Raw genomic sequence first — 24,124 nt, 5'->3', positions numbered from 1 at the left:
CAGATTAGGGAACACATTGTGTTCCCTTTTTTAAAATAAAGATGTAAGCAATTGGAGGTTCATTATGAGTAAACCGAAATATAATCGTGTCGTTTTAAAGTTAAGTGGAGAAGCTTTAGCTGGAGAGCAAGGATTTGGAATTAATCCAACTGTTATTAAGTCAGTTGCAGAACAAGTAAAAGAAATTGCAGAACTTGATGTAGAGGTTGCTGTTGTTGTTGGTGGCGGTAACATTTGGCGTGGGAAAATTGGAAGTGAAATGGGCATGGATCGTGCAGGAGCAGATTACATGGGCATGTTAGCTACAGTTATGAATTCATTAGCTCTTCAAGATAGCTTGGAGAATATTGGAATCCAAACTCGTGTACAAACTTCAATTGAGATGCGTCAAGTGGCAGAGCCTTACATTCGCCGTAAAGCAGTTCGTCACTTAGAGAAAAAACGTGTTGTTATCTTTGCAGCAGGTACAGGTAATCCATACTTCTCTACAGATACAACAGCAGCATTACGTGCAGCGGAAATCGAAGCAGACGTTATTTTAATGGCGAAAAATAATGTGGATGGCGTATATAGCGCAGATCCATCTATTGACCCAACGGCTACGAAATACGAAACGCTTACTTACTTAGATGTATTAAAAGAAGGTTTAGGTGTAATGGATTCTACAGCTTCTTCTCTATGTATGGATAATGATATTCCATTAATTGTATTCTCGGTTATGGAAAAAGGTAATATTAAACGTGCCGTTTTAGGCGAAAATATTGGAACAGTTGTAAGGGGGAAATAAATATGGGACAACAAGTATTGAAGTCTTCAAATGAAAAAATGGAAAAAGCAGTTGCTGCTTATTCTCGTGAATTAGCAACAGTTCGCGCTGGTCGTGCAAGCTCGTCTGTATTAGATAAGGTACAAGTTGATTACTATGGTGCACCAACACCAGTTGTGCAATTAGCGAACATTACAGTTCCAGAAGCACGTTTACTTGTAATTCAACCTTATGATAAAACTTCTATCGGTGATATCGAAAAAGCAATTTTAAAAGCAGATTTAGGCTTAAACCCTTCTAATGATGGAACTGTAATTCGTATTGCATTCCCTGCATTAACAGAAGAGCGTCGTCGTGATCTTGTTAAAGTTGTGAAAAAATATGCTGAAGAAGCAAAAGTTGCTGTTCGTAACGTACGTCGTGACGGAAATGATGATCTTAAGAAGCTTGAAAAAGCTGGCGAGATTACAGAAGATGATTTAAGAGGATATACTGAAGATATCCAAAAAGAAACAGATAAATATATTGCAAAAGTTGACGAAATCGCAAAAAACAAAGAAAAAGAAATCATGGAAGTGTAATAGCGATAACTTCGCAAATATGACCCTCTTCTTAAGGGGGTCTTTTTACACTTTTAGGCATACGTCTGCTTGTTGGAGGGTATGAATGATGTTTAAAAACTTTCCTTTTTTTAAAGGTAAAAAGGACACATCGTTTGATCATCTCGTTGAAGAAGTGAAAAAAGGATATATCCCAGAACATATTGCCATCATTATGGATGGGAATGGAAGATGGGCAAAGAGGAGAGCAATGCCTCGTATTGCGGGACATCATGAAGGTATGCAAGTTGTAAAGAAAATTACAAAATTTGCAAGTAAACTTAATGTGAAAGTGTTAACTCTCTATGCTTTTTCAACTGAGAACTGGAAAAGACCGAAAAAGGAAGTTGATTATTTAATGAAGCTTCCAGAAGAATTTCTAGGTACATTTTTACCAGAATTGATTGAAGAAAACGTACAAGTCCGAGTAATAGGGCAAAAAGATCGTCTTCCTACGCATACACGCAGAGCGATGGAGAAAGCCATGGAAGATACGAAAGAGAATACGGGATTAATTCTTAATTTCGCGTTAAACTATGGAAGTCGAGATGAAATCGTTTCTGCTGTGCAACATATGATGAAAGATAACGAGGAAGGAAAAATTCGTTCTGAAGAGGTAAGTGAAGAAATGCTTTCTTCCTACTTAATGACGAGTTCTTTACCTGATCCAGAGTTGTTAATCCGAACAAGCGGAGAGCTACGTATTAGTAATTTCATGTTATGGCAAATTGCGTATTCGGAGTTTTGGTTTACAGACGTGTATTGGCCAGACTTCAAAGAAGAACATTTGCTAAATGCAATTACTGACTTTCAACATAGAGGGCGCAGATTCGGAGGCGTGTAGAAAGAGAGGGTTTGGTAGTGAAACAGAGAATTATTACTGGAGTGGTTGCTGCCGCGCTATTCATTCCCATCGTAATATACGGTGGCGTGCCTTTTACGGTTTTAGTGTATGCACTTGCTTCTATAGGTTTATATGAATTAATTCGTATGAATAAGCTTACGCTTATTTCAGTACCGACAGTTTTAGCTGCAGTATTATTGTGGATTCTTTTAATTCCAAGTAGTGCATCAGAACTGTTTACATGGATTGGATTAGGTAAATTGGAAATCACATTTGTGATTGTTTTATTACTTTTATCATATACAGTCCTTTCTAAGAATACATTTACTTTTGATAATGCTTCATTTTTACTGATGGCAACGACATATGTGGCAATGGGATTCTTATATTTAAATGAAACGAGAATATTAGGAATTAAATATGTGTTTTGCGCATTATTTATTATATGGGCTACTGATTCAGGCGCATATTTCGTAGGAAAAGCATTAGGCAAGAGAAAATTGTGGCCAGAAATTAGTCCAAATAAAACGATTGAAGGTTCATTAGGCGGCATCGTTTGCGGAATTATCGTGGCACTTGTTTACAACGCGTTCTTCCCAGTTGAATCGAATGTAGTAATTTTAATTGTGCTGACAATTATCATTTCTATTTTTGGACAAATTGGTGATTTAGTACAATCTGCTTTTAAACGTCATTATGGCGTAAAGGATTCAGGTACAATTTTACCTGGACATGGTGGTATATTAGATCGAACAGATAGTTGGTTATTCGTTTTACCAATTCTCTACTTCTTATTACAATACAATTAATAAATGAACGAGGGGTTGGAGTCATGAAAAACATTAGTTTATTAGGTGCGAGCGGATCAATTGGTACACAAACTTTAGATGTATTACGCTCGCACCCAGACCAATTCCGTCTCGTTGCTTTTTCTGTAGGGAAAAATATTGACTACGCAGTAAAGGTAATTCAAGAATTTTCTCCGCAAATCGTCTCTGTGCAAAGAGAGGAAGATGTTTTAAAATTACAAGCTGTTTCTGGTAATACAAAAATTGTATATGGTAGTGAAGGGCTTTTAGAAGTAGCATTACATCCAGATGCGGAGATTGTAGTAAATGCTGTTGTAGGTAGCGTAGGGTTGTTACCAACACTTCGTGCAATTGAGGCGAAAAAAACAATTGGAATTGCAAATAAAGAAACGTTAGTAACTGCAGGACATCTTGTAATGGAAGCAGCACGAAAACATAATGTTTCGTTACTTCCAGTAGATAGTGAACATTCAGCTATTTTTCAATGCTTGAATGGTGAAAATGAGAAAAGAATTTCTCGTCTTATTATAACGGCTTCTGGTGGAAGTTTCCGTGATAAAACGAGGGATGAATTGCATCATGTGACCGTAGAAGATGCGCTTCGACATCCAAACTGGTCAATGGGTTCGAAAATTACAATTGATTCTGCTACAATGATGAATAAGGGACTAGAAGTAATTGAAGCACATTGGCTTTTTGGTATCCCTTACGAGCAAATCGATGTTGTTTTACATAAAGAAAGTATTATCCATTCTATGGTTGAATTTGAAGATCGTAGTGTAATGGCGCAGCTTGGTTCACCTGATATGCGAGTACCAATTCAATACGCACTTACATATCCTGATAGATTGCCTCTTTCAGACACAAAACAGTTAAACTTATGGGAAATAGGGACGTTGCATTTTGAGAAAATGGACCAAGAAAGATTCCGTTGTCTACGTTTTGCGTATGAAGCTGGAAAAGCAGGTGGAAGTATGCCAGCTGTAATGAACGCAGCGAATGAAGTAGCTGTTGAAGCCTTTTTACAAAAGAGAATTGGTTTCTTAACAGTAGAAGACCTCATTGAAAAAGCAATGAACCATCACAATGTCATTGCACGTCCGAGCTTAGAGGAAATTCTGGAAATTGATGCAGCCACAAGACGGTTTGTGATGGAACAAATTTAGCAAAGGTGGTTATGGAATTGAATACAGCGATTGCCTTTATATTAATTTTCGGTGCACTCGTATTTTTCCATGAGCTAGGACATCTATATTTCGCAAAAAGAGCAGGTATTTTATGCCGCGAGTTTGCGATTGGTTTTGGTCCGAAAATATTCTCATTTGAAAAGAATGAAACGGTGTATACGATTCGATTACTGCCCCTTGGTGGCTATGTAAGAATGGCTGGCGAGGATGCGGACACAGTTGAGTTAAAGCCTGGGAAAAAGGTTGGCCTTGTATTAAATGAAAAAGACGAAGTTGTGAAATTAGTTTTTGATGGATATGAAAAGTATCCAAATGTTCGTGTCATTGAAGTCGAACAAGCTGATTTGGAGCACAATCTAACAATTTCGGGCTATGAGGAGTACGAGGAAGAGCTTCAAACGTTCCGAGTGAATGAAAAAGCTCGTATTATTACTGCGGGGGAAGAAATTCAAATTGCTCCGTATAATAGACAATTTGGTTCAAAAAAATTAGGGCAACGCGCTTTAACAATCTTTGCGGGTCCTGCAATGAACTTCATTTTAGCATTTGTTATTTTTGTGATTCTTGGATTTGTACAAGGGGTTCCTATTGACAAACCAATGGTCGGAAAAGTGATGGATAATAGTGCAGCACAGCAAGCTGGATTGAAAGAGAATGATACAATTCAAGCGATTGATGGAAAAAACACAAGTACATGGAAAGATGTTGTTGACATTGTACGTGAAAATCCGGATAAAGAAATTACGTTACAAGTAAAGCGTGATAATGAACAGTTTAATGTGAAAGTAACGCCAACACTCGATAAAGAAGGAAAAGACGAAGTTGGTAGAATTGGTGTTTATTCCCCTGTAGAGAAAACAGTAATGGGTTCTATTAAATCAGGATTTGAACAAACATACCAATGGACGAAACTAATTTTTGAATCTCTTGTGAAATTAGTAACTGGTCAATTTTCTATTAATGAGTTGTCAGGTCCAGTAGGAATTTATAATCTAACAGATCAAGTTGTAGATTATGGATTTACGCGTGTACTAAGTTTAGCGGCAGTTTTAAGTATTAATCTTGGTTTATTCAATTTATTACCAGTTCCTGCTTTAGACGGTGGCCGTTTATTCTTCTTCTTAATTGAGGCGTTACGAGGAAAACCAATTGACCGTCAAAAAGAAGGAATGGTTCACTTTATTGGTTTTGCATTATTAATGTTATTAATGTTAGTTGTAACATGGAATGACATTCGTAAGTTTTTCTTGTAAAATAGAATGAAACTTATAATGAAATAGAGCCCGTAGAATAAAATCCCTCACCTAATTCGAGGTGAGGGGTTTTACTGCGTGTAAGAGTAAAATGAAGAGGTGCAAATAAATGAAACAAAGTATGGTATTCAGTCCTACATTACGTGAAGTTCCAGCTGATGCTGAAATTAAGAGTCATCAATTATTACTTCGCGCAGGTTTTATGCGTCAAAATGCTTCTGGTATTTATAGTTTTCTACCATTTGGGTTAAAAGTATTACACAAAGTAGAACGTATCGTTCGAGAAGAAATGGAGCGCGCAGGAGCTGTGGAATTATTGATGCCAGCTATGCAAGCTGCAGAATTATGGCAAGAATCAGGTCGTTGGTATTCTTACGGATCTGAATTAATGCGTATGAAAGATCGTAACGCTCGTGAGTTTGCTTTAGGAGCGACGCATGAAGAAGTAATTACTGATCTTGTACGTGATGAAATAAAATCATATAAAAAATTACCGTTAACATTATATCAAATTCAAACGAAATTCCGCGATGAACAAAGACCTCGTTTCGGTTTATTACGTGGAAGAGAGTTTCTAATGAAAGATGCATACTCTTTCCATGCTACACAAGAGAGCTTAGATGAAGTATACGATCGCTTATACAAAGCATATTCTAACATTTTTGCTCGTTGTGGTTTGAACTTCCGTGCAGTTATTGCTGATTCTGGAGCAATGGGCGGAAAAGATACACATGAATTCATGGTATTATCTGATGTTGGTGAAGATACAATTGCATACTCTGATACATCTGATTATGCAGCGAACATTGAAATGGCTCCTGTTGTAGCTACGTATACGAAGAGTGACGAAGCGGAAATGGCACTTGAAAAGGTTGCAACGCCAGATCAAAAAGCGATTGAAGAAGTATCTGCATTCTTAAACATTGAAGCTGACAAGTGTATTAAGTCTATGGTATTTAAAGTAGATGAGAAATTAGTAGTTGTACTTGTTCGTGGTGATCACGAAGTAAACGATGTAAAAGTGAAAAATGTATACGGCGCTTCAGTTGTTGAGCTTGCTTCTCATGAGGAAGTAAAAGAATTATTAAATTGTGAAGTTGGTTCATTAGGACCGATTGGTGTAACAGGTGATATCGAAATTATCGCTGACCATGCTGTAGTATCAATTGTCAACGGATGTTCAGGAGCGAACGAAGAAGGATTCCATTATGTAAATGTAAATCCAGAACGTGACTTTAAAGTAAGTCAGTATACAGATTTACGCTTTATTCAAGAAGGAGACCAATCTCCAGACGGAAACGGAACAATTCTTTTTGCACGTGGAATTGAAGTTGGTCATGTATTCAAATTAGGAACTCGTTATAGTGAAGCAATGAACGCAACATTCCTAGATGAAAATGGGAAAACACAACCACTTATTATGGGTTGTTACGGTATCGGTGTATCTCGTACAGTGGCAGCAATTGCAGAGCAGTTTAATGATGAGAACGGCTTAGTTTGGCCGAAAGCTGTAGCACCGTTCCATGTGCATGTAATTCCAGTAAATATGAAATCTGATGCACAACGTGAAATGGGTGAAAACATCTACAACTCATTACAAGAAAAAGGCTATGAAGTGTTATTAGACGATCGTGCAGAACGTGCAGGTGTTAAATTTGCAGATGCAGATTTATTCGGCCTTCCAGTTCGTGTTACAGTTGGTAAAAAAGCAGACGAAGGTATTGTAGAAGTGAAAGTACGTGCTACAGGTGAGTCTGAAGAAGTAAAAGTAGAAGAACTTCAAACATATATTGCAAATATTTTAAAATAAGAAGAGGTACCTCGTAATGGGGTACCTTCTCTTTCTTTGTAAACGTATTTTGTAAAAGAAGAAGTGAGAAATCTTTCTTTGTAGTACGTTTCAATTTATAATAGCAAATGGAAGGAGAGTGCTTATGTCTTTAACAAATGAACAACAAGAGCGATTTCAAATTTTGCTCCAGCAGTTGCAAATACCAGACGACCTTATAAATCAATATTTACAAGGCGGTGGTATTGAAAGGCTCGTTATTGATAAAGCGAATAAAAGTTGGCATTTTGATTTACAAGTGCCACGTATTTTGCCTACAGAATTATATGAATTGCTAGAAACAAAGCTTAAGCAATCATTTTCTCATATTGCAAGAACAACATTTGCATTAGAAACAGAGAATAAACAATTTACAGAAGAAGAAGTGAGGGCGTATTGGCCGCTTTGTACGGAACGAATTACATTTTCACCTATGTTTGCTTACTTAAAGAAACAGCTTCCGCAGGTGAATGGAGTGAAGTTGCTAATAAATGTGAATAATGAGCTGGAGTCTACTGCTTTAAAGAAAAACGTTGCGAAACCAGTAGGGGATCAATACGAAGCTTTTGGATTTCCACGTTTCCAGTTAGACACACATATACAGCAAAATGCAGAAGAAATGCAAAAGTTTCGTGAGCAAACGCAGCAAGAAGACCGCGAGCGTGTTATACAAGCTATGGAAGAAATGGCGAAGAAGCAAGCTGAAGAAAGTAGCGTTGTGTATGAAGGACCGATTACACTCGGGTATCTTATTAAGCCAGATGAAGAGATTACACCGATGCGAGAAATTCAAGATGAAGAAAGAAGAAAAACGGTTCAAGGATATGTCTTCCATGTAGAGACAAAAGAGCTTCGTAGTGGACGTACGTTATTAACTTTAAAAATAACGGATTATACGGATTCTATTATGATCAAAATGTTCTCGCGTGACAAAGAAGATATTCCAATGCTGCAATCCTTGAAAAAAGGAATGTGGGTGAAAGCCCGTGGTTCAGTTCAAAACGATACATTTGTTCGAGATTTAGTAATGATTGCGAATGATATTAATGAAATAACAGGTCCGTCTCGTAAAGATAAAGCGCCAGAAGGCGAAAAGCGTGTAGAACTTCATCTTCACACTCCCATGAGCCAAATGGATGCTGTTACTCCTGTTTCTAGGCTTGTTGCCCAAGCTGGTAAATGGGGACATGAAGCTATTGCGGTTACAGACCATGCTGTGGCTCAGTCGTTCCCGGAGGCATATTCTGCGGGGAAAAAGGCTGGAGTTAAAGTTATATACGGTGTAGAAGCGAATTTAGTTAATGATGGTGTACCGATAGCGTATAACGAAGCGCATCGTTTACTTGCGGAGGAAACGTATGTTGTTTTCGACGTTGAGACGACAGGTTTATCAGCTGTATACGATACAGTCATTGAGTTGGCTGCCGTAAAAGTAAAGGGTGGCGAAATCATTGATCGTTTTGAATCTTTTGCAAACCCACATCAACCATTATCAGCGACGATTATTGAATTAACAGGTATTACAGATGATATGTTAACTGATGCACCAGAAGTGGACGAAGTGTTTAAAAAGTTTGAGGAATGGATGGGTGACCATACCCTTGTTGCCCATAACGCAAGCTTCGATATGGGATTTATTAACGTAGGTTTTAAAAAGGCTGGGTTAGAAAAAACGAATAACCCTGTTATTGATACGTTAGAACTTGCACGATTCTTATTCCCAGAAATGAAAAATCACCGATTAAATACGATGTGTAAAAAACTTGATATTGAATTAACGCAACATCACCGTGCGATTTATGATACAGAAGCGACGGGATATTTACTTGTGAAAATGTTGAAAGACGTAATTGAAAAGGGATTTGAATATCACGATCAATTAAATGATAGTATGGGGCAAGGGGATGCGTATAAGCGTGGCCGTCCAAGCCATCTGACGTTACTTGCCACATCAGATGTTGGATTGAAAAATTTATATAAACTTGTTTCATATTCTCACCTTAATTACTTTTACCGTGTACCACGAGTACCGAGGTCACTATTAAAAAAATATCGTGAAGGAATTTTAGTAGGAACGGCTTGTGATAAAGGTGAAGTGTTTGAGGCAATGATGCAAAAAGCTCCTGAGGAGGTAGAAGAAATTGCACAGTTTTATGATTACATTGAAGTAATGCCTCCAGAGGTGTTGCGTCATTTAGTAGAGCGTGAACTCGTTCGAGATGAGGGACAATTAAAAACAATTATCTCTAACTTAGTAAAACTAGGCGAGACGTTAGATAAACCAGTTGTTGCTACAGGGAACGTGCATTACTTAGATCCAGAAGATGCAATGTATCGTAAAATTTTAGTCAGTTCGCAGGGCGGAGCCAATCCGTTAAATCGACATTCATTACCGCCAGTACATTTCCGTACAACTGATGAAATGCTAGAGTGTTTTTCATTTTTAGGTGAAGACAAAGCGAAAGAAGTTGTTGTGACGAATACACAAAAGGTTGCGTCATTAATTGGTGATGTTCGTCCAGTAAAAGATGATCTATATACACCGAAAATTGAGGGTGCCGATGATGAAACACGTGATATGAGTTATAAAATGGCACGCAGTATATATGGTGAAGAACTACCAGAAATTGTAGAGGCTCGTTTAGAAAAAGAATTGAAAAGTATTATTGGACATGGATTTGCCGTTATCTATTTAATCTCACATAAGCTTGTGAAAAAATCGTTAGTCGACGGATATCTAGTAGGTTCGCGTGGTTCGGTAGGTTCATCGTTCGTTGCAACGATGATGGAAATTACAGAAGTAAACCCATTACCACCACACTATGTCTGTCCAAAGTGCAAGCAATCTGAATTCTTTAATGATGGTTCCGTAGGCTCTGGTTTCGACTTACCAGATAAAGATTGTCCGACATGTAATGTGGCATATGTGAAAGATGGACATGATATTCCATTCGAAACGTTCCTTGGATTTAAAGGAGATAAGGTACCCGATATCGATTTGAACTTCTCCGGGGAATACCAACCACGTGCCCATAACTATACGAAAGTACTGTTCGGTGAAGACTATGTATACCGTGCTGGAACGATTGGTACAGTTGCGGAAAAAACCGCTTATGGATATGTAAAAGGTTATGCAAATGATCACAATTTAACAATTCGAAATGCAGAGATTGATCGCTTAGTAGCGGGATGTACAGGGGTAAAACGTACAACTGGACAGCATCCAGGTGGTATTATCGTTGTGCCAGATTACATGGATATCTTTGATTTCTCACCAATACAGTTTCCTGCTGATTCAATTGGTGCTGAGTGGAGAACAACGCATTTTGACTTCCACTCGATTCATGATAATTTATTGAAACTTGATATACTAGGACACGATGATCCGACCGTTATTCGTATGTTACAAGATCTAAGTGGTATTGATCCGAAAACAATCCCAACGGATGATCCAGAAGTAATGAAAATTTTCTCTGGTCCAGAAACGTTAGGGGTAACGGAAGAACAAATTAACTGTAAAACAGGTACACTTGGTATCCCGGAATTCGGTACGAAGTTCGTAAGACAGATGTTAGAAGAGACAAAACCAACGACATTTTCAGAATTGGTCCAAATTTCTGGGCTGTCACATGGTACTGACGTATGGCTTGGTAATGCAAATGAGTTAATTTATAACGGTACATGTACGCTGAGTGAAGTTATCGGTTGTCGTGATGACATCATGGTATATTTAATCTATCAAGGTTTAGATCCATCATTAGCCTTCAAAATCATGGAGTCGGTTCGTAAAGGTAAAGGTGTACCAGAAGAATGGGAAGATGACATGAAAGGTAATAATGTGCCAGGTTGGTATATTGATTCATGTAAGAAGATTAAATACATGTTCCCTAAAGCCCATGCGGCTGCTTACGTACTTATGGCTGTGCGTATCGCATACTTTAAAGTACATTTTGCACTTTTATTCTATGCGGCATATTTTACAGTCCGTGCAGATGATTTTGATGTAGAGGCGATGGCGAAAGGTTCAGCATCCATACGTGTAAAAATTGATGAAATTGCTCAAAAAGGATTGGATGCAGCGCCGAAAGAGAAGAGTTTATTAACAGTACTAGAAATGACACTGGAAATGTGTGAGCGTGGATATTCATTCCAAAAGGTCGATTTATACCGCTCGCATGCAACTGAGTTTATTATTGATGGGGATACTTTAATTCCTCCATTTAATGCAGTGCCTGGTCTTGGTACGAACGCAGCCTTAAGTATTGTGGAAGCGCGCAAAAATGGAGACTTCTTATCAAAAGAAGACTTACAGCAGCGAAGTAAGGTTTCGAAAACAATTATTGAGTATTTAGATAGCCAAGGTTGTTTAGGAGATTTGCCAGATCAAAACCAATTATCACTGTTCTAATAGGTAGGAAAAGTCTTTGCAAATCAATATTTGCTATGGTATACTATAAACCGAGATAACCATGTCATGTATATTTTGTGAAAAAGAGAGTGGGGAAACCCACTCTTTCGTGTTACTATCTACATTTTATTCATGTAGATAGTAAAGACATTTCTGTCGTATATACATATTTTGTTACAAGTTTTACTTCTTAAATTTGGTAATACTAAGACAGATATTCCCTGCTTAACGGCAGGGGCTTTTGTTAGCTAACGAGAAAGAATAAGATAGACCGTCTTTGTGAACGGGATCTTTTCTTGTAAATGGTACATGGCGGCAGGAAGGAGGCTGTTTATGGATAAGAAAGTCACAGAAGTTGTAGAAGCATTTGCGCAGCCAATCGTTGAAGAGTTAAATCTTGAACTTGTAGATGTAGAGTATGTGAAAGAAGGACAAGACTGGTTCTTACGCGTATTCATCGATTCTGAAAAGGGAGTCGACATTGAAGAATGCGGTGCGGTAAGTGAACGTTTAAGCGAAGCTTTAGATAAAGAGGATCCAATTCCTCACCTTTACTTTTTGGATGTATCATCTCCTGGAGCAGAACGCCCATTAAAGAAAGAGAAAGACTTCCAGCAAGCGGTAGGAAAACAAGTGGCAATTAAAACATATGAGCCAATTGATGGCGAAAAGATGTTTGAAGGAAAGTTACTTTCCTACGACGGTACTACAATTACACTACTATTAACAATTAAAACACGTAAAAAAGAAATCCAAATTCCAATGGATAAAGTTGCAAATGCGCGACTTGCTGTTACGTTTTAGTAAGAAGGGGGATCTTCATGAGCACTGAGTTGTTAGATGCTTTGCTCGTATTAGAGTCAGAAAAAGGTATTAGTAAAGATATTATTATTGATGCGATTGAAGCAGCATTAATCTCTGCTTATAAACGCAATTTTAACCAAGCACAAAACGTTCGTGTGAGCTTTAACCCAGAAGTGGGAACAATTCAAGTTTTAGCACGTAAGGACGTTGTTGATAATGTGTTTGATCCACGTCTTGAAATCTCTGTAGAAGAGGCAAGACAAATTAATCCAAACTACCAAGATGGCGACGTACTAGAAATTGAAGTAACGCCAAAAGATTTTGGTCGTATTGCAGCGCAAACTGCAAAACAAGTTGTAACACAACGAGTTCGTGAAGCAGAACGTGGTGTTATTTACTCAGAATTTAGTGATCGTGAAGAAGACATTATGGTTGGTATTGTACAACGCCAAGATGCTCGTTTCATCTACGTAAGCTTAGGCAAAGTAGAAGCTTTATTACCTGTAAGTGAGCAAATGCCAAATGAGCAATATAAGCCACATGATCGTATTCGCGTATTTATTACAAAAGTAGAAAAGACAACAAAAGGACCACAAATTTACGTATCACGTACACATCCTGGTCTTTTAAAACGTTTATTCGAAATGGAAGTTCCAGAAATTTATGATGGAACTGTAGAAATTCGCTCTGTAGCGCGCGAAGCAGGAGATCGTTCTAAAATCTCTGTGCATGCAGAAAACATTGATGTTGATCCAGTTGGTTCTTGCGTAGGACCGAAAGGACAACGTGTACAACGTGTTGTAGATGAACTAAAAGGTGAAAAGATTGACATCGTTCGCTGGTCAAATGACCCAGTTGAATATGTTGCAAATGCTTTAAGCCCATCACAAGTTGTTAAAGTACTTGTAGATGAAGATGAAAAAGCAACAACTGTTGTTGTTCCAGACCACCAGCTATCGTTAGCTATCGGTAAGCGTGGACAAAATGCACGTCTTGCAGCTAAATTAACAGGCTGGAAAATTGATATTAAAAGTGAGTCTGATGCGAAACAACTTGGAATTGTTACAGAAGAAGATAGCGTAATCGCATTCGGATTCGATTCAGTTGAAGACGAAATCGAATAGAGGTGATGAGTATGAGCAATCGAAAAGTTCCGTTACGAAAATGTATTGCGACGCAAGAGATGAAATCAAAACGAGAGCTGGTTCGCATTGTTCGTTCCAAAGAGGGCGAAGTGTCTATTGATTTATCTGGAAAAAAATCAGGACGAGGTGCATATTTGTCAAAAGATAAAGAATGCATTATACAAGCCCAAAAGAAAAACATTTTGGAACATCATCTAAAAGCGAAAATCGACAGTTCTCTGTACGAAGAGCTTCTTGAGCTTGTTGAGAAGGAGTCGAAATAAGTGTCCGATTGGAAATCGTTTTTAGGACTAGCAAATCGCGCTCGAAAAATCATTTCGGGTGAAGAACTCGTTTTAAAAGAAGTACGAAGTGGTAAAGCAAAGCTCGTATTGCTTTCTGAAGATGCGTCAGCGAACACTACTAAACGTATCACTGATAAAACGACGTACTACAACGTACCAATGAAAAAAGTCGAAAATCGACAACAATTAGGGCATGCGATTGGGAGAGACGAGCGAGTCGTTGTAGCTGTGTTAGATGAAGGCTTTGCGAAAAAGCTACGTAGCATGCTCGATACAAATTACCGGGGGTGAAGGTATGAGTAAAATTCGAGTACATGAATATGCAAAAAAAAATAATATCTCAAGTAAAGATCTTATGACAAAACTTAAAGAGATGAATATCGAGGTTTCGAATCATATGACAATGTTAGAAGACGAAGTAGTAAATAAATTAGATAATGAATATAACACTGGAGCGGAAAAACCTTCTGTTGCAGATGAGTTTGAAGTAGAAGAGAAAGTTGTTCGCAGTAAAAAGAACAGCAATAAGAAAAAGAAAAAAGGCAAAGGAAATGAAGACAAACGTCAAGATAACTTTGCTGGAAGACAACAAACACAAATAGTAGAAACACCAGATAAAATTACTTTCTCTGGAAGCCTTACAGTAGGTGAACTTGCTAAAAAGTTAAGCAAAGAGCCATCTGAAATTATTAAAAAGCTCTTCATGCTAGGAATTATGGCGACAATTAACCAAGATTTAGATAAAGATACAATTGAGTTAATCGCTACTGATTACGGTATTGAAGTAGAAGAAGAAATAGTGGTAAGTGAAACTGAGTTTGAAACATTCATGGATGAGCAAGATGATGAAGAAAACTTAAAAGAGCGTCCAGCTGTTGTTACGATTATGGGACACGTTGACCATGGTAAAACAACATTACTTGACTCTATTCGTAATTCAAAAGTAACTGCTGGCGAAGCTGGTGGAATTACTCAGCATATTGGTGCATACCAAGTTGAAGTAAATGATAAGAAAATTACATTCTTAGATACGCCTGGTCACGCGGCATTTACAACAATGCGTGCTCGTGGTGCGCAAGTAACTGATATTACAATCCTTGTTGTTGCAGCTGATGACGGTGTTATGCCACAAACAGTTGAAGCGATTAGCCATGCAAAAGCAGCTGGAGTACCAATTATTGTTGCTGTGAATAAAATGGATAAACCAGCGGCGAATCCTGATCGTGTAATGCAAGAATTAACAGAATATGAATTAGTTCCAGAAGCTTGGGGCGGAGACACAATTTTCGTACCAATTTCTGCAATTCAAGGCGAAGGCATTGACAACTTGCTAGAGATGATTCTTCTTGTAAGTGAAGTAGAAGAATATAAAGCAAACCCAAATCGTTATGCAACGGGTACTGTAATTGAAGCACAGCTTGATAAAGGTAAAGGAACTATCGCGACATTATTAGTTCAAAACGGTACGCTTCGAGTTGGAGATCCAATTGTTGTTGGAACTTCATTCGGACGTGTTCGTGCAATGGTAAGTGATATTGGTCGTCGTGTAAAAGTTGCTGGTCCATCAACTCCTGTTGAAATTACAGGTTTAAATGAAGTACCACAGGCTGGAGATCGTTTCATGGCATTCGCTGATGAGAAGAAAGCTCGTCAAATCGGTGAATCACGTGCACAAGAAGCGTTAGTTGCACAACGTGGTGAGAAATCTAAATTAAGCCTTGAAGATTTATTCCAACAAATCCAAGAGAGCGATGTAAAAGAAATCAACTTAATCGTAAAAGCAGACGTACAAGGTTCTGTTGAAGCGATGGCAGCATCACTTCGTAAAATTGATGTTGAAGGCGTAAAAGTTAAAATCATTCACACTGGTGTAGGTGCGATTACAGAATCTGATATTATTTTAGCTTCTGCATCTAATGCAATTGTAATTGGATTTAACGTACGTCCGGATGTGAACGCGAAGCGTACAGCTGAATTAGAGAACGTTGATGTTCGCTTACACCGCATTATCTACAAAGTAATCGAAGAAATTGAATTAGCAATGCAAGGTATGCTTGATCCAGAATTCGAAGAAAAAGTAATCGGTCAAGCGGAAGTTCGTCAAACATTCAAGGTAACAAAAGTTGGAACAATTGCAGGTTGTTACGTAATTGACGGTAAAATTACACGCGATAGTGGCGTTCGTATTATCCGCGATGGTATAGTAATTTTCGAAGGACAACTTGATACGTTAAAACGTTTCAAAGACGACGTAAAAGAAGTTGCACAAAACTATGAGTGTGGTATTACAATTGAGAGATATAATGACCTTAAAGAAGGGGACATCATTGAAGCATACGTTATGGAAGAAGTGAAGCGATGATTGTCGCTTCACTCTCATTCGAGTGTATGATTTACGATGTACATTCTTTAAAAGAGAAACGGGCAATTTTGCAACGAGTGCTAACTCGTGTGAAACAGCGCTATAATGTAGCTGTTTCTGAAGTTGGGCATCAAGATGTATGGCAACGTACAGAAATTGCGATTGTTTCCGTATCCTCAAATCGTGTTATCTGTGAAAAAGAAATGAATCGTGTACTGGAGTACATCGATTCATTTCCTGAAATTGAACGTACGATAACACAATTGGAATGGTATTGAATGAGGTGAAGAGTTATGAAATTACGTGCAAACCGTGTAGGCGAGCAAATGAAAAAAGAATTAGGCGACATCATTAGTCGTAAAATTAAAGACCCACGTATCGGATTTGTTACAGTAACAGATGTACAAGTGAGTGGTGATTTACAAATTGCCAAAGTATATATTTCTGTTTTAGGTGACGAAGAACAGAAAGAAAATACGTTAAAAGGTTTAGCGAAGGCAAAAGGCTTTATTCGTTCAGAAATTGGCCAACGTATTCGTCTTCGTAAAACACCGGAAATTACCTTTGAGTTTGATGAGTCTATCGGATATGGTCATCGAATTGATACACTTTTACATGAAATTAATAAAGACGGTAAACGTGAAGAATAATGGATAGACATTTGTCTATCCATTTTTTCAATGCAAAATAAGTTTTGGATATTTACTACGAAAGAATTATGATGAGGTGAACATATATGGAAGGTGTAGTATTATTACATAAGCCAAAAGGCATGACATCACATGATTGTGTATTTAAATTAAGAAAGGTATTGAGAGAAAAGAGAATTGGTCATACGGGAACATTAGACCCAGATGTAACAGGAGTATTACCAATTTGCGTCGGAAGAGCAACAAAAATTGCACAATTTTTAACAAGTGAAACGAAAACATATGAAGGTGAAGTAACATTAGGATTTTCAACGACAACTGAAGATGCTTCTGGTGAGGTTGTTGAAACGAAAAATATAGATCGTGCTATTACTCGTAAGGAAATAGAAAAAGTTCTTGCTGAATTAACAGGCACGATTGAACAAAAGCCACCAATGTTCTCGGCTGTAAAAGTAAACGGGAAAAAATTATACGAATATGCAAGAGCAGGACAAGAGGTGGAACGTCCAGTTCGTACAATTACGATTCATGAGTTCGTATTACTTGATGATCGTGAAGTTTTTGAAGGAGAAAATATTTCATTCCGTTTCCGTGTAACGTGTAGTAAAGGAACATATGTAAGAACGTTAGCGGTAATGATTGGGGAGAAACTTGGTTTCCCATCACATATGTCTCACCTTGTAAGAACGGCATCTGGTGAATTTTTATTAGAAGATTGCATATCATTTGAAGAAATTGAAGAAAACGTGCAAAATGGAACAGTAGAGTCTATCTTCATTTCAATTGATGAAGCATTAAGTAAGTTTCCAAAAATGGTTGTAGATGAAAAGCAAGCAGAGAAAATTAAGAATGGTATGTTCTTAAAGAATGAATTAGAAATAACGGCACCATTTATTACAGTGTTTGATAAAAATGATCGTTGCTTAGCAATTTATGAACATCATCCGAAACATCCTGGCATGTTAAAGCCGATGAAAGTACTTGTGAATAATCAAGAACTAAAGCTATAATGAATTATTGGAAGGATTATTACAGAAAAAGGTGAATTCAAGCGTGAAACTTATTCATTTAACTCATCCACATGAACAAAATAAATTAGAATTACCACCTACTGTAATGGCATTAGGATTTTTTGATGGCATTCATTTAGGACATCAATGTGTAATTCGAACTGCGAAAAAAATAGCGGACGACAGAGGATATAAAAGTGCAGTTATGACATTTCATCCCCACCCATCTGTTGTTTTAGGGAAAAAGGATGCGCATGTGGAGTATATTACACCAATGCGTGATAAAGAAAAAATAGTCGAAAGCTTAGGAATCGATATATTATATGTGATTAAATTTGATGAATCATTTGCAGGGTTATTACCGCAACAATTTGTAGATGATTATATTATTGGTTTAAATGTAAAGCATGTAGTAGCAGGGTTTGATTATTCATATGGACGTTTAGGAAAAGGAAAGATGGAGACTTTACCATTTCATGCAAGAGGGGAGTTTACACAGACTGTGATTGAAAAAGTTGAATTTCAAGAAGAGAAAGTAAGTTCTACAGCATTACGAAAGTTAATTCGAAATGGCGAAATGGAACAAATTCCATCTATTTTAGGTAGAGCCTATACTGTAGCGGGAACAGTTATACACGGCGACAAACGTGGACGCCAAATTGGTTTTCCAACAGCTAATGTAGGTTTAAGTGATGAGTATTTATTGCCACCTGTAGGTGTTTATGCAGTGAGATTAAAAGTTCACGATGAATGGTACGATGGTGTATGTAATATTGGATATAAACCGACTTTTAAAGAAGATGAGCGTCAATTATCAATTGAAGTGCACTTATTTGAATTTAACAAAGATATATACGACCAAAATGTTACAGTAGAGTGGCATATGCGTATAAGAGAAGAGAAGAAATTCAATGGCATTGATGAGTTAGTTGAACAAATCGCAAAAGATAAGAAAACAGCACAAGAATATTTTGCGAGCGAAAAGAATATACTTGCTTTTTCAAATGAAAAGTAGTATTCTATGTTATGTACTTTATGACAACCATTGCTTGGCATTGCGACTCACCGACGCTTGCTAGGTAATTGGGGGTTTAATTAATAGGAGGTGAAATAGGATGGCTTTAACACAAGAGCGTAAAAACGAAATCATTGCACAATTTAGAACTCATGAGACTGATACTGGTTCTCCAGAGGTTCAAATTGCTGTCCTAACGGAGCAAATTAACACTCTAAACGAGCACTTACGTACTCACAAGAAAGATCATCATTCACGTCGTGGTCTATTAAAGATGGTTGGTAAACGTCGTAACTTACTAACTTACCTTCGTAATAGCGATATCACACGTTACCGTGAATTAATCACAAAGCTTGGCTTACGTCGATAGTCAAAGAAGCGGGAATATTCCCGCTTTTTTGTTAGGTAAAAATATATCTTCTACGCTTTATAGCTTACTTAATTTTAGGCAATACTAGAGGTAGAATATTGTGATATACTATCCATTTACATAGAAGAATTGAATACTTTAAATTGAGAGGGGTACTTAAATGAGTCAAGAAAAGCAAGTCTTCTCGATAGATTTAGCTGGTCGCCAGCTAACAGTTGAAACTGGTCAGCTTGCCAAACAAGCGAACGGAGCAGTATTAGTAAGATATGGCGATACAGCGGTTCTATCTACAGCAACTGCATCAAAAGAAGCTAAAAATGTAGATTTTTTCCCACTTACAGTAAACTATGAAGAGCGTTTATATGCAGTCGGAAAAATTCCTGGCGGTTTTATTAAGCGTGAAGGTCGTCCAAGTGAAAAAGCAATTTTGGCAAGTCGTTTAATCGACCGTCCAATTCGTCCGCTATTCGCAGATGGTTTCCGTAACGAAGTGCAAGTTGTCAGCATTGTAATGAGTGTTGATCAAGATTGTTCTTCTGAAATGGCAGCTATGCTTGGTTCTTCATTAGCGTTATCGATTTCAGATATTCCATTTGAAGGTCCAATCGCTGGTGCGACAGTTGGTCGTATTAATGGCGAATTCGTTATTAATCCAACAGTAGAACAGCAAGAACAAAGTGATATCCACTTAGTTGTAGCTGGTACGAAAGATGCGATTAACATGGTTGAAGCAGGAGCAGATCAAGTGCCTGAAGAAACAATGTTAGAAGCAATTATGTTTGGTCATGACGAAATTAAACGTTTAATTGCATTCCAAGAAGAGATTGTACAAGCTGTAGGTAAAGAGAAATCAGAAGTGAAACTTTATGAAGTTGACGCTGATCTTAATCAAGCTGTACGTGAAATGGCTGAGAAGGATATGCATTCTGCAATTCAAGTACATGAGAAACATGCACGTGAAGATGCAATTAACGAAGTGAAAAAGCGTGTAATTGAGCATTACGAAGCTGAAGAAGCTGACGCTGATACATTAGGACAAGTAAATGAGATTTTATATAAAATTGTAAAAGAAGAAGTACGTCGTCTTATTACAGTTGAAAAAATTCGCCCAGATGGCCGTAAAGGTGACGAAATCCGTCCTTTAGCATCAGAGGTTGGTATTTTATCTCGTACACACGGTTCTGGTTTATTCACACGTGGACAAACACAAGCATTAAGTATTTGTACATTAGGTGCATTAGGCGATGTGCAAATTTTAGATGGTCTTGGTGTAGAAGAATCAAAACGCTTTATGCACCATTACAATTTCCCATCATTTAGTGTTGGTGAAACAAGACCGATGCGTGGACCAGGTCGTCGTGAAATTGGTCACGGGGCACTAGGAGAGCGCGCACTTGAGCCTGTAATTCCATCTGAAAAAGATTTCCCATACACAGTACGCCTTGTATCTGAAGTATTAGAATCAAATGGTTCTACTTCACAAGCAAGTATTTGTGGTAGTACTTTAGCAATGATGGATGCGGGTGTTCCACTTAAAGCTCCAGTTGCAGGTATTGCAATGGGTCTGGTTAAATCTGGTGAGCATTACACAATTTTATCTGATATTCAAGGTATGGAAGATCATTTAGGTGATATGGACTTTAAAGTAGCAGGTACAGCACAAGGTGTAACTGCACTGCAAATGGACATTAAAATCGATGGTTTATCACGTGAGATTTTAGAAGAGGCATTACAACAAGCGAAAATTGGTCGTGTGCACATTCTAAATCATATGTTATCTGTTATTGCAGAGCCACGTACTGAATTATCAGCTTACGCTCCAAAGATTATTACAATGACAATTAACCCAGATAAAATCCGTGACGTTATTGGACCAAGCGGTAAACAAATCAATAAAATTATTGAAGAAACTGGTGTTAAAATTGACATCGAGCAAGATGGTACAGTATTCATTTCATCAATAAATCAAGAAATGAACGACAAAGCTAAGAAGATTATCGAAGATATCGTTCGCGAAGTACAAGTAGGTGAGATCTACGAAGGAAAAGTGAAACGTGTTGAGAAATTCGGTGCTTTCGTTGAATTATTCAGCGGTAAAGATGGATTAGTTCATATTTCTGAACTTGCACTTGAGCGTGTAGGTAAAGTAGAAGACGTTGTGAAAATCGGTGATGTAATTACAGTTAAAGTTATCGAGATTGACAAGCAAGGTCGCGTAAATCTATCTAGAAAAGTATTGCTAAAAGAAGAGCAAGAAAAAGAAGCTGCTAAAGAAGAAGACAAACAAGAGCAGCAATAAGTAAAAGCCAGTTAAACTGGCTTTTTTTGTTATGTAAAAAACATGATGTTCATATATTTTTATGTCGGTATAGGTATAGTTTTCATTATAACGCTCAAATTAACAAAGATAAGAAGAAAATGTTTTTATATAGTTAATTTGGGAGGGTTTATATGAAAGTTCGTATATTGGCATACATATGTATATTTTCTTTATATGTCAGTTTAGGCTCTTATTCTGTTTTTGCACAAGATAACTTGCATGAAGAAATTCAAAAGCATGCAAAACAGTATGAGATTGCACCTCAAAATGCGATGATTGATAAAATATGGAAGGCAACACCTGGATATAATGGAAGACAAGTGGATATTGAAGCATCGTATAATAATATGAAGAAGCTAAAGGAATTTGATCAAAAATATCTTGAATTCAAAGAAGTCTCACCGAGTGTTCATTTGGAAGATTTATCACCAGCTCCAATTTATAGAGGGCATCCAAATAAAAAGATGGTAGGATTAACAATAAATGTGGCATGGGGAAATGAGTATTTGCCTCGCATATTAGAAATCTTGAAAAAGCATGATGTGAAGGCCACTTTCTTTTTAGAAGGACGTTGGGTGAAAGAAAATTTGCGGTTTGCAAAAATGATTGTCGATGCAAAACAAGAAGTTGGAAATCACTCATACACACACCCTAATATGAAAACGTTATCCTCAGATGAAATACGAGATCAGTTACAAAAAACAAATCGAATGATAGAAGTAGCAACGAATCAAAAAGTAAGATGGTTTGCCCCGCCGAGTGGAAGCTTTCGAGATGAAGTCGTAAAGATTGCAGATGATTTTCAAATGGGAACGATTATGTGGACTGTAGATACGATTGATTGGCAGCGACCTGAGCCAGATGTACTATTGCAGAGAGTAATGAGAAAAATACATCCAGGTGCTATCATATTAATGCATCCTACTTCGTCTACAGCAGAGGCTTTAGATATAATGATTACAAAATTGAAGGAACAAGGATATAAAGTGGGGAATATAACTGAATTACTGGATGAAAAACGTGTGGATTAAATACATTTGCATGACATTCATCCTTAAACTTGTTATCATTAAATAATAGCGTTTTATTTAGAGAAACTGGCAGTAGGAGGAAAGTTTTTGATTAAAAAATATACTTGTAAAAATGGTGTAAGAATAGTTATGGAGAATATACCAACTGTAAGATCGGTTGCAATTGGTATTTGGATCCATGCGGGATCAAGAAATGAAAATGAAAAAAATAATGGGATTTCTCACTTTTTAGAGCATATGTTCTTTAAAGGGACAGAGACACGTAGTGCACGAGAGATTGCAGAATCATTTGATAGCATTGGTGGTCAAGTGAATGCATTTACTTCAAAAGAATATACTTGTTACTATGCAAAAGTATTAGATGAGCATGCTAAATATGCTTTAGATGTTTTAGCAGATATGTTCTTTAATTCAACATTTGATGAGGAAGAACTGAAAAAAGAGAAGAATGTCGTATGTGAAGAAATTAAAATGTACGAAGATGCGCCAGATGATATTGTGCATGATATGTTAACGAAAGCAACATATGAAACGCATCCACTTGGATATCCTATTTTAGGAACAGAAGAAACGCTTAATACGTTTACAGGTGATACGTTACGTCAATATATAAAAGATCATTACACACCTGAAAATGTAGTTGTATCAGTTGCAGGAAATATTGATGAAGCATTTTTACAAACAGTGGAGCAATATTTCGGTAGTTATGAAGGAACAACAAACCGTGAACAAGTACATAGCCCAATTTTCCATTTTAATAAGGTAGCCCGTAAAAAGGAAACGGAACAAGCTCATTTATGTCTAGGATATAAAGGTTTACAAATGGGACACGAAGATATTTATAACTTAATTGTATTAAATAATGTTTTAGGCGGTAGCATGAGTAGCCGTTTATTCCAAGAAGTACGTGAGCAACGTGGATTAGCTTACTCGGTATTTTCTTACCACTCTTCTTATGAAGATACAGGTATGTTAACACTTTACGGTGGAACAGGTAGCCAACAATTAGATACACTGTATGAAACAATGCAAGAAACATTAGAGACATTGAAAAATACAGGTATTACAGAAAAAGAGCTTATGAATAGTAAAGAGCAATTAAAAGGAAACTTAATGTTAAGTTTAGAAAGTACAAATAGCCGTATGAGCCGTAACGGTAAAAATGAATTGCTTCTTCGTAAACATCGTTCACTTGATGAGATTATTGAAAGTGTAAACACTGTAACAAAAGAAAATGTGGACGGATTAATTCGCAACATGTTTACTGATGAATTCTCTGCGGCACTTATTAGTCCAGATGGAAAACTTCCAAAAGGAATAAAACTATAATCGATTTTTATGATGTATCTGATAATAACCTTCTCTCTTTTTAAATGAGAGAAGGTTATTTTTTTTATACATATAGAATAGGTACTAATTATAGACAATGCAAATGAAAA

General features: G+C 37.2%; 21 protein-coding genes. All 21 read left to right on the top strand.

Annotated features, from left to right (window positions below):
* The first annotated feature begins 64 nt into the window (after positions 1–64).
* Entirely contained in the window at positions 65–787 is a 723-nt protein-coding gene (pyrH, locus tag CN409_RS13985) for a UMP kinase (RefSeq protein WP_000042669.1), read from the top strand.
* Between the two features lie 2 nt (positions 788–789).
* A complete protein-coding gene (gene frr, locus CN409_RS13980) occupies positions 790–1,347 on the top strand; it encodes a ribosome recycling factor (RefSeq protein ID WP_000531505.1) in 558 nt (185 codons plus the stop codon).
* Between the two features lie 85 nt (positions 1,348–1,432).
* The gene (gene uppS / locus CN409_RS13975) at positions 1,433–2,209 is read left to right on the top strand and encodes an isoprenyl transferase (protein WP_000971296.1); all 777 of its coding nucleotides are present in this window, start codon (positions 1,433–1,435) and stop codon (positions 2,207–2,209) included.
* A gap of 17 nt (positions 2,210–2,226) precedes the next feature.
* Complete coding sequence (gene cdsA, locus CN409_RS13970; protein ID WP_000813589.1) at positions 2,227–3,018, top strand: phosphatidate cytidylyltransferase; 792 nt, start codon at positions 2,227–2,229, stop codon at positions 3,016–3,018.
* A 23-nt stretch (positions 3,019–3,041) separates the two neighbouring features.
* Positions 3,042–4,184, top strand: coding sequence for a 1-deoxy-D-xylulose-5-phosphate reductoisomerase (dxr, locus tag CN409_RS13965; protein WP_000790358.1), 1,143 nt, complete (start codon positions 3,042–3,044; stop codon positions 4,182–4,184).
* A 17-nt stretch (positions 4,185–4,201) separates the two neighbouring features.
* Entirely contained in the window at positions 4,202–5,458 is a 1,257-nt protein-coding gene (gene rseP, locus CN409_RS13960) for an RIP metalloprotease RseP (protein ID WP_001090241.1), read from the top strand.
* A gap of 109 nt (positions 5,459–5,567) precedes the next feature.
* Positions 5,568–7,268 carry a proline--tRNA ligase gene (locus tag CN409_RS13955; protein WP_097981353.1) on the top strand — a complete coding sequence of 567 codons (1,701 nt, stop codon included), beginning with the start codon at positions 5,568–5,570 and terminating at the stop codon, positions 7,266–7,268.
* 124 nt (positions 7,269–7,392) lie between these two features.
* A complete protein-coding gene (locus CN409_RS13950) occupies positions 7,393–11,694 on the top strand; it encodes a PolC-type DNA polymerase III (protein WP_000059996.1) in 4,302 nt (1,433 codons plus the stop codon).
* A gap of 333 nt (positions 11,695–12,027) precedes the next feature.
* On the top strand, positions 12,028–12,498 hold the full coding sequence (gene rimP / locus CN409_RS13945; protein ID WP_000359095.1) for a ribosome maturation factor RimP: 471 nt from the start codon (positions 12,028–12,030) through the stop codon (positions 12,496–12,498).
* Between the two features lie 17 nt (positions 12,499–12,515).
* The gene (gene nusA / locus CN409_RS13940; protein ID WP_000102598.1) at positions 12,516–13,622 is read left to right on the top strand and encodes a transcription termination factor NusA; all 1,107 of its coding nucleotides are present in this window, start codon (positions 12,516–12,518) and stop codon (positions 13,620–13,622) included.
* Between the two features lie 11 nt (positions 13,623–13,633).
* A complete protein-coding gene (gene rnpM / locus CN409_RS13935) occupies positions 13,634–13,906 on the top strand; it encodes an RNase P modulator RnpM (RefSeq protein WP_000071123.1) in 273 nt (90 codons plus the stop codon).
* Entirely contained in the window at positions 13,907–14,218 is a 312-nt protein-coding gene (locus CN409_RS13930; RefSeq protein ID WP_001286522.1) for a YlxQ family RNA-binding protein, read from the top strand.
* A 4-nt stretch (positions 14,219–14,222) separates the two neighbouring features.
* Positions 14,223–16,289 (top strand): translation initiation factor IF-2, encoded by a 2,067-nt coding sequence (gene infB / locus CN409_RS13925; protein WP_000036346.1) that lies wholly within the window; start codon positions 14,223–14,225, stop codon positions 16,287–16,289.
* Positions 16,286–16,567, top strand: a complete 282-nt coding sequence (locus CN409_RS13920) for a DUF503 domain-containing protein (protein WP_000634349.1) — start codon at positions 16,286–16,288, stop codon at positions 16,565–16,567. Before infB ends, CN409_RS13920 begins: the two co-directional genes overlap by 4 nt.
* Before the next feature lie 15 nt (positions 16,568–16,582).
* On the top strand, positions 16,583–16,939 hold the full coding sequence (gene rbfA, locus CN409_RS13915; protein WP_000776437.1) for a 30S ribosome-binding factor RbfA: 357 nt from the start codon (positions 16,583–16,585) through the stop codon (positions 16,937–16,939).
* Positions 16,940–17,025: 86 nt separating this feature from the next.
* A complete protein-coding gene (gene truB / locus CN409_RS13910; RefSeq protein ID WP_000399363.1) occupies positions 17,026–17,949 on the top strand; it encodes a tRNA pseudouridine(55) synthase TruB in 924 nt (307 codons plus the stop codon).
* Positions 17,950–17,992: 43 nt separating this feature from the next.
* Positions 17,993–18,964: a bifunctional riboflavin kinase/FAD synthetase gene (gene ribF, locus CN409_RS13905; RefSeq protein ID WP_000766703.1), complete on the top strand. Its 972-nt coding sequence runs from the start codon at positions 17,993–17,995 to the stop codon at positions 18,962–18,964.
* A gap of 100 nt (positions 18,965–19,064) precedes the next feature.
* A complete protein-coding gene (gene rpsO, locus CN409_RS13900; RefSeq protein WP_001229392.1) occupies positions 19,065–19,334 on the top strand; it encodes a 30S ribosomal protein S15 in 270 nt (89 codons plus the stop codon).
* 160 nt (positions 19,335–19,494) lie between these two features.
* Positions 19,495–21,633, top strand: a complete 2,139-nt coding sequence (pnp, locus tag CN409_RS13895; protein ID WP_000076744.1) for a polyribonucleotide nucleotidyltransferase — start codon at positions 19,495–19,497, stop codon at positions 21,631–21,633.
* 152 nt (positions 21,634–21,785) lie between these two features.
* Positions 21,786–22,685 carry a polysaccharide deacetylase family protein gene (locus CN409_RS13890; protein WP_000868223.1) on the top strand — a complete coding sequence of 300 codons (900 nt, stop codon included), beginning with the start codon at positions 21,786–21,788 and terminating at the stop codon, positions 22,683–22,685.
* Positions 22,686–22,772: 87 nt separating this feature from the next.
* Positions 22,773–24,014 (top strand): M16 family metallopeptidase, encoded by a 1,242-nt coding sequence (locus tag CN409_RS13885; protein ID WP_000593001.1) that lies wholly within the window; start codon positions 22,773–22,775, stop codon positions 24,012–24,014.
* The last annotated feature ends 110 nt before the right edge of the window (positions 24,015–24,124 follow it).

This window comes from Bacillus sp. AFS012607 (assembly GCF_002558005.1).
In the GTDB taxonomy this organism is placed as follows: Bacteria; Bacillota; Bacilli; order Bacillales; family Bacillaceae_G; genus Bacillus_A; species Bacillus_A thuringiensis_S.
This window is presented reverse-complemented; position numbering and strand designations above follow the sequence as displayed.

Excerpts from the sequence above, each read along its gene's own strand:
- CN409_RS13890 (WP_000868223.1), top strand. The coding sequence starts at position 21,786 with ATGAAAGTTCGTATATTGGCATACATATGTATATTTTCTTTATATGTC.
- frr (WP_000531505.1), top strand. The coding sequence starts at position 790 with ATGGGACAACAAGTATTGAAGTCTTCAAATGAAAAAATGGAAAAAGCA.
- rpsO (WP_001229392.1), top strand. The coding sequence starts at position 19,065 with ATGGCTTTAACACAAGAGCGTAAAAACGAAATCATTGCACAATTTAGA.
- nusA (WP_000102598.1), top strand. The coding sequence starts at position 12,516 with ATGAGCACTGAGTTGTTAGATGCTTTGCTCGTATTAGAGTCAGAAAAA.
- rbfA (WP_000776437.1), top strand. The coding sequence starts at position 16,583 with ATGAAATTACGTGCAAACCGTGTAGGCGAGCAAATGAAAAAAGAATTA.
- CN409_RS13955 (WP_097981353.1), top strand. The coding sequence starts at position 5,568 with ATGAAACAAAGTATGGTATTCAGTCCTACATTACGTGAAGTTCCAGCT.
- CN409_RS13920 (WP_000634349.1), top strand. The coding sequence starts at position 16,286 with ATGATTGTCGCTTCACTCTCATTCGAGTGTATGATTTACGATGTACAT.
- CN409_RS13950 (WP_000059996.1), top strand. The coding sequence starts at position 7,393 with ATGTCTTTAACAAATGAACAACAAGAGCGATTTCAAATTTTGCTCCAG.
- dxr (WP_000790358.1), top strand. The coding sequence starts at position 3,042 with ATGAAAAACATTAGTTTATTAGGTGCGAGCGGATCAATTGGTACACAA.
- pyrH (WP_000042669.1), top strand. The coding sequence starts at position 65 with ATGAGTAAACCGAAATATAATCGTGTCGTTTTAAAGTTAAGTGGAGAA.
- uppS (WP_000971296.1), top strand. The coding sequence starts at position 1,433 with ATGATGTTTAAAAACTTTCCTTTTTTTAAAGGTAAAAAGGACACATCG.
- infB (WP_000036346.1), top strand. The coding sequence starts at position 14,223 with ATGAGTAAAATTCGAGTACATGAATATGCAAAAAAAAATAATATCTCA.
- rimP (WP_000359095.1), top strand. The coding sequence starts at position 12,028 with ATGGATAAGAAAGTCACAGAAGTTGTAGAAGCATTTGCGCAGCCAATC.
- rnpM (WP_000071123.1), top strand. The coding sequence starts at position 13,634 with ATGAGCAATCGAAAAGTTCCGTTACGAAAATGTATTGCGACGCAAGAG.
- pnp (WP_000076744.1), top strand. The coding sequence starts at position 19,495 with ATGAGTCAAGAAAAGCAAGTCTTCTCGATAGATTTAGCTGGTCGCCAG.
- truB (WP_000399363.1), top strand. The coding sequence starts at position 17,026 with ATGGAAGGTGTAGTATTATTACATAAGCCAAAAGGCATGACATCACAT.